This is a genomic window from Gemmatimonadota bacterium, from assembly GCA_026706345.1.
GTDB lineage: Bacteria > JAAXHH01 > JAAXHH01 > JAAXHH01 > JAAXHH01 > JAAXHH01.
This window is the reverse complement of sequence record JAPOYX010000285.1, coordinates 15,916-21,284: the sequence shown is the minus strand read 5'-3', so window position 1 is coordinate 21,284 and position 5,369 is coordinate 15,916. Positions and strand designations below refer to the sequence as shown.

Here is a 5,369-nt window from a genome sequence, read left to right as displayed (position 1 = left end):
ATCGAGGCGGCCTACCACTTCGGTTTTCCCCTGGACGCCGAAGCCGTGCTGATCATCGAACTCGAGGGACACGAAGCCGGGCTGGACACCCAGGCCGAAGCGGTGACCGCGGTCTGCCGGGAGAACCGGGCACGCGACATCCGCACCGCCGAAGACGAGAAGGAACGCGCCCTGCTGTGGACGAGCCGCAAGCGGGCCTTCGGCGCGATGGGGCGGCTGAGTCCCAGTTACTATGTGCAGGACGGCGTGGTCCCCCGGACGAAGATACCGGACATCATGCGGGTCATCCAGACGACGGCCGAGAAATACGAACTGCTGATCGGCAACGTATTCCACGCCGGCGACGGCAACATCCATCCCTGTATCGCCTATGACGACCGGGACGCGGAACAGGCGCGGAAGACCGTGGAAGCCAGCAACGAGATCCTTCGGGCCTGTGTCGACCTCGGGGGTTCCATCACCGGGGAACACGGGATCGGGTACGAAAAGGTCGACCTGATGCCCCTGGTTTTCGACGAACCGGATATCCGGGCCATGGAAACGATTAAAGAGGTGTTCGACGAGGACAACCTCAGCAATCCCGGCAAGATGTTTCCTACGAACCGCTCCTGCATCGGATGCGGTACGGCGGAGCTTAAATACACCAATCGACAGGCCGCGCTGCTTTAGATTCGACGGAACACAGGTTCGCCCATGCCCGATGAGGTGCTGCACAGCAGACTCGGCTCCCTCGTGGAAGGCTATGCGCCCGCGAGCGGCGAAGCGCTGGCCGCCCATGCCGTGGACGGGGTCGTTCCCTCGGCCGTCGTGGCGCCGGACAGCGTGGAATCCCTCTCGGCCACCGTGAAAATGGCCTCGGAACAGGGTTACTCCGTGATTCCGCGGGGCGGCGGCACCAAGATGGACTTCGGCCATCCGCCCTCCCGGGCGGATATCGTGGTCTCCCTGGCGCGCCTGAACAGGATCGTTTCCCACGAACCCGCGGACCAGACGGCCACCGTCGAGGCGGGCATCACCCTGGCCGGGCTGCAGGCCGGCCTGGGCGAAAGGGGCCAGTATCTTCCCCTGGATCCGCCCCACGGCGACGCGGGCACCCTCGGAGGGGTACTCGCCACCAACGCTTCCGGCGTGTTGCGGACGTCCTTCGGCACGGCCCGGGACATGGTCATCGGGGTCCGGGTGGTCCAGGCGGACGGAATGATCGTCAAGTCCGGCGGGCAGGTCGTCAAGAACGTGGCGGGCTATGACCTGAACAAGCTGTACATCGGCTCCCTCGGCACGCTCGGCATACTGGCGGAGGTGAACCTCAAGCTCCAGCCCCTTCCGGCGGCGGGGAAGATGGTCATCGGGTGCCTGCCGGGCATATCGGCGGCGGCCGAATGTGCCTTCCGCGTCATGGATTCGGAGATCATGCCGTCCTTCCTGGAACTGGCCGATCCCGTAACCCGTTCCCTGCTGGCACGGGAGTGTGGCGGGGGGCGGGGCAACGGCGCCCGCGGCGACGATGACGGAGGCGACAGTGACCGGATCGATCGGGATTTTCCGCTCATCGCGGGCATGTTCGGTCCGGAAGAGACGGTCGACTGGCAGATCGGGGAGTGCGAACGGCTCCTGCGCGAGACGGGGGCGGCCGCCGTCGTTCGCCTGGACGGGGACGCGTACCGACGGGCCCTTGCATCGATGCGGGCGTTTCCCGCGGGCCGGCTCGTCCCCCCGGGCATGCAGTCCCGCGTGACCTGCCGCGCCAGCGTTACGCCGGACGAGGTGGAAGCGCTGTATCGGCTGGCGGATGAGCGCTGCGGGCGCCTGTCCATCGGCTGCGGCATGCTCTCCCATTTCGCCAGCGGTCACATCGCCTTCGTCTTCTACGGGGAAAGGCCCTTCCAGGAGGCGGATTTCGACGGTCTTGCGGGCGTGATCGAAGCATTGCGAGCCCATTCGGAACAACAGGGCGCCTTCGTCGTGGAACACGCCCCGGCTGCCCTGAAGGAACGGGTCGGCGTGTGGGGCTCGGCCCGCGGAAACCGGCACCTCATGGAGATGCTGAAATACCGTTTCGATCCGAAAGGCACCTTGAATCCCGGCCGGTTCGTGGACGGGATCTGACGGAGCCGGTCTTCGGCGAAGCGTGTTTTTGATACGAGTGGCGCGCCGCGCCCGTCTCTGCGTCTATGCGCCGCGACGGGATACGGCACATATCGGCTGATAAAACGGGGGTTCCGCATGAAACTGCCTGAGTTCAGGGAGATACGCCAGCGCTTCGACGCGCCCGTCGTCGAGGACATCGCCGGAACGACCGGGGAAGAAGTCTCCCGCATGATCGAGGAGACGGGCCTGCGCCCCGGAGCCACGGTGGCCGTCGCGACCGGCAGCCGGGGGATCGGCAACATCGCGACCATCGTCGGAAGCGTCGTTTCAGCGCTCGGCAGGGCCGGCCTGAAGCCCTTTGTCGTCCCGGCCATGGGCAGCCACGGCGGGGCGACTTCCGAAGGGCAGCGCAGGGTCCTGGAAAACTACGGCATCAGCGAAGCGGCGACCGGGTGTCCCATACGCTCGGACATTGATCCGGCGAGTCTCGGTGAGACCGCGGACGGGCTGCCCGTCTACCTCGACCGGAACGCCCTCGGCGCCGATCATATCGTGGTGGTCAACCGGGTGAAGCCCCATACGGACTTCAAGGGATCGGTCGGAAGCGGCCTGATGAAGATGCTGGCCATCGGCCTGGGCAAGCAGAAGGGCGCCAGCTATTACCACGGCGCGGTATTCGAGTACGGATTCGAACACATGATCACGACCGTGTCGGACCACGTGCTGCGGCACGCGCCCGTGGCCTTCGGCCTGGCCATCATCGAGAACGCCTACGACCGGACCGCCCATATCGTCGGCGTTCCGGCGTGCGTCCTGCAGCAGGAAGAACGCCGGCTCTTCCAGGAGGCGCAGCGCCTCATGCCCCGCCTTCCGTCCGATGATATCGACATATTGATCGTCGACGAGATGGGCAAGAACATCAGCGGGACCGGGATGGACACGAACATCATCGGCCGCCGCATGCAGAATTTCGAGACCGAGCCCGCGAGCCCGCGGATCCTGCGTATCATCGTCCGCGACCTGACCCCGGAGAGCGAGGGCAACGCCGTGGGCATCGGACTGGCCGATTTCACCACCCGCCGCCTGGTGGACAAGATCAATCACCGGTATACCTATGTTAATTCCATCACGGGCATGAGCCCGCAGAAATCCCGTATCCCCGTGTTTCTCGACACCGACCGCGAAGTCATCGAGGCTGCTTTTTCCACCATCGGGATGAAACCGCCCGGGGACGGGCGCGCCGTTCGCATCAAAAACACGCTTTCCCTCGGACGCATCGCGGTTTCAGACGCCCTGGCGGAAGAGATAGCAGGCCGGGAAGACATCGAAATCTCGGGCGAACGCGCCTCGCTCGAATTCGATGGTCACGGTACCCTTGGCGCCCTGCCCCGCTGACCCGCTCCACCGGGTCCTGTCCGTTTTTTGTTGACAAAATGCCGAGATTTTGTATCTTAACAAATTTGTCAGTTTTCGGCGGAGTTGGCCGGAGCGCCGTAACTGGCGGGAGATTCAGGGTAAGCGGGGCGAAAACAGCCCCGATGTCAAACTGTCAAACAGGAGTCGTCAGAGCACGTGAGTACCTTAACGAAAACCCAATCGGCGGTGTCGGAAGACCGTTCGCTCGATCTCTATCTTCAGGAGATCGGCAACGTGCCGCTGTTAATGGCCGAAGAAGAAACCGAACTGGCCCGGTCGGTCCGGGCCGGCGACCAGAAGGCGCTGGAAAAGCTTACCGCGTCCAACCTCCGTTTCGTGGTCAGCGTGGCCAAGCAGTACCAGAACCAGGGTCTCTCCCTGTCCGACCTGATCAACGAAGGCAACATCGGATTGATCAAGGCGGCCAAGCGATTCGACGAGACCAAGGGCTTCAAGTTCATCTCGTACGCGGTCTGGTGGATCAGGCAGTCCATTCTCCAGGCGCTCGCCGAACAGTCCCGCATTGTCCGGCTGCCCCTGAGCCGCGTCGGCACGCTCCACAAGATCGGCAGGCTGTCCAGTGAATTCGAGCAGGAATTCGGCCGCGAACCCAGCACAGAGGAAATCGCGCAGGAACTGGATATGAATCCCGGCGACGTGAAGGACACGATGCGCATCGCGAGCCGCCACGTATCGCTGGATGCGCCGCTCAAAGCGGGTGAAGACAACCGGTTGCTGGATCTCATCGAGGATGACGACCAGGATGCGCCCGACGAAGCCCTCATGGTGGATTCGCTGAAAGAAGAGATCTTCAGGGCGCTCGGATCCCTGACCAAAAGGGAAGCGGCTGTGATTGCGCTGTACTACGGCATCAACATGGAGAAATCCCATACCCTGGAGGAGATCGGATCCCGGTTCAATCTCACGAGGGAACGCGTGCGCCAGATCAAGGAGAAGGCGTTGCGCAGACTTCGCCACGTCTCCAGAAGCCAGAAGCTTCGAGCCTATCTGAACTGATCGATCCCCATCCGTGACGCGGCGGGATCCACCCCGGCATCCCGCCGATTCTCGTCCTGCGAGAGAGTCGCACCCGCCGGAGCGCGGAGTCTTGTAAGATGCGGCGCAGACTCGTTTCATTCATCCATATGCCGGCCAATGCCAAGGACGATCCCAGGGAATACGGCATCTGGTCGATCCTGACCGGTCTCTCCGCCCTCGTGCTCCTGATGCTGGCGGGGTGGCACTTTGGCGCGCCCTATGTGGTTACCCTGCTGGACGGCGGAGCCCTGGCGGAGAGGGAGAGGGAAAACGCCCGGCTGCAGGACCAGATGCGGGCCCTCCACGCATTGGACGGCACACTCGAATCGCAGATCTCGACCCTGTCGGAACGGGCGGCGGACATAGGCAAGATCGTGCACGGAACCGATGCGTCCAGTCCGGCCGCCGGAGCCGTCGATTCCGCCTCGTCCCAGGCATCTATCGAATGGTTCGAATCGCCCGAGGCGGCTGTCCGCAGGGTCGGCGGGCGGATCGACCGGCTGCTGGCCGAAACCCGCGCGGAACTGGCTGGCCTGCAGTCCATCGAAGCAAGGTCCAGGGAGGACGAGGCATACTGGCACGGCATCCCCATCGTGCCGCCGGTACGCGGTGCCGTTTCGAGATCCTTCGGCTCATCGCGCAACCTGTTGAGCGACGAGCAGCGCGTGCACGGCGGCCTGGACATCGCCGCGAACCGGGACGAGCCGGTACGGGCGACGGCTTACGGAGTGGTTTCGAGGACCGGAGTGAACGCGAGCCTCGGCCGGTATGTGGGCGAGGGGGCGCCGCTAATGATTATGGCGCCGGGCTCAATGGCTTTGACCGTC

General features: G+C 64.1%; 5 protein-coding genes. All 5 read left to right on the top strand.

Annotation, left to right across the window (positions count from 1 at the left end):
• A partial coding sequence (locus OXG98_19960) for an FAD-binding oxidoreductase (protein ID MCY3774286.1) occupies positions 1–669 on the top strand: 669 nt, incomplete at its 5' end.
• A 24-nt stretch (positions 670–693) separates the two neighbouring features.
• Entirely contained in the window at positions 694–2,106 is a 1,413-nt protein-coding gene (locus OXG98_19955) for an FAD-binding oxidoreductase (protein ID MCY3774285.1), read from the top strand.
• 117 nt (positions 2,107–2,223) lie between these two features.
• Positions 2,224–3,483, top strand: a complete 1,260-nt coding sequence (locus tag OXG98_19950) for a lactate racemase domain-containing protein (protein MCY3774284.1) — start codon at positions 2,224–2,226, stop codon at positions 3,481–3,483.
• Positions 3,484–3,660: 177 nt separating this feature from the next.
• Complete coding sequence (locus OXG98_19945; GenBank protein MCY3774283.1) at positions 3,661–4,521, top strand: sigma-70 family RNA polymerase sigma factor; 861 nt, start codon at positions 3,661–3,663, stop codon at positions 4,519–4,521.
• Between the two features lie 98 nt (positions 4,522–4,619).
• A partial coding sequence (locus OXG98_19940; GenBank protein MCY3774282.1) for a M23 family metallopeptidase occupies positions 4,620–5,369 on the top strand: 750 nt, incomplete at its 3' end.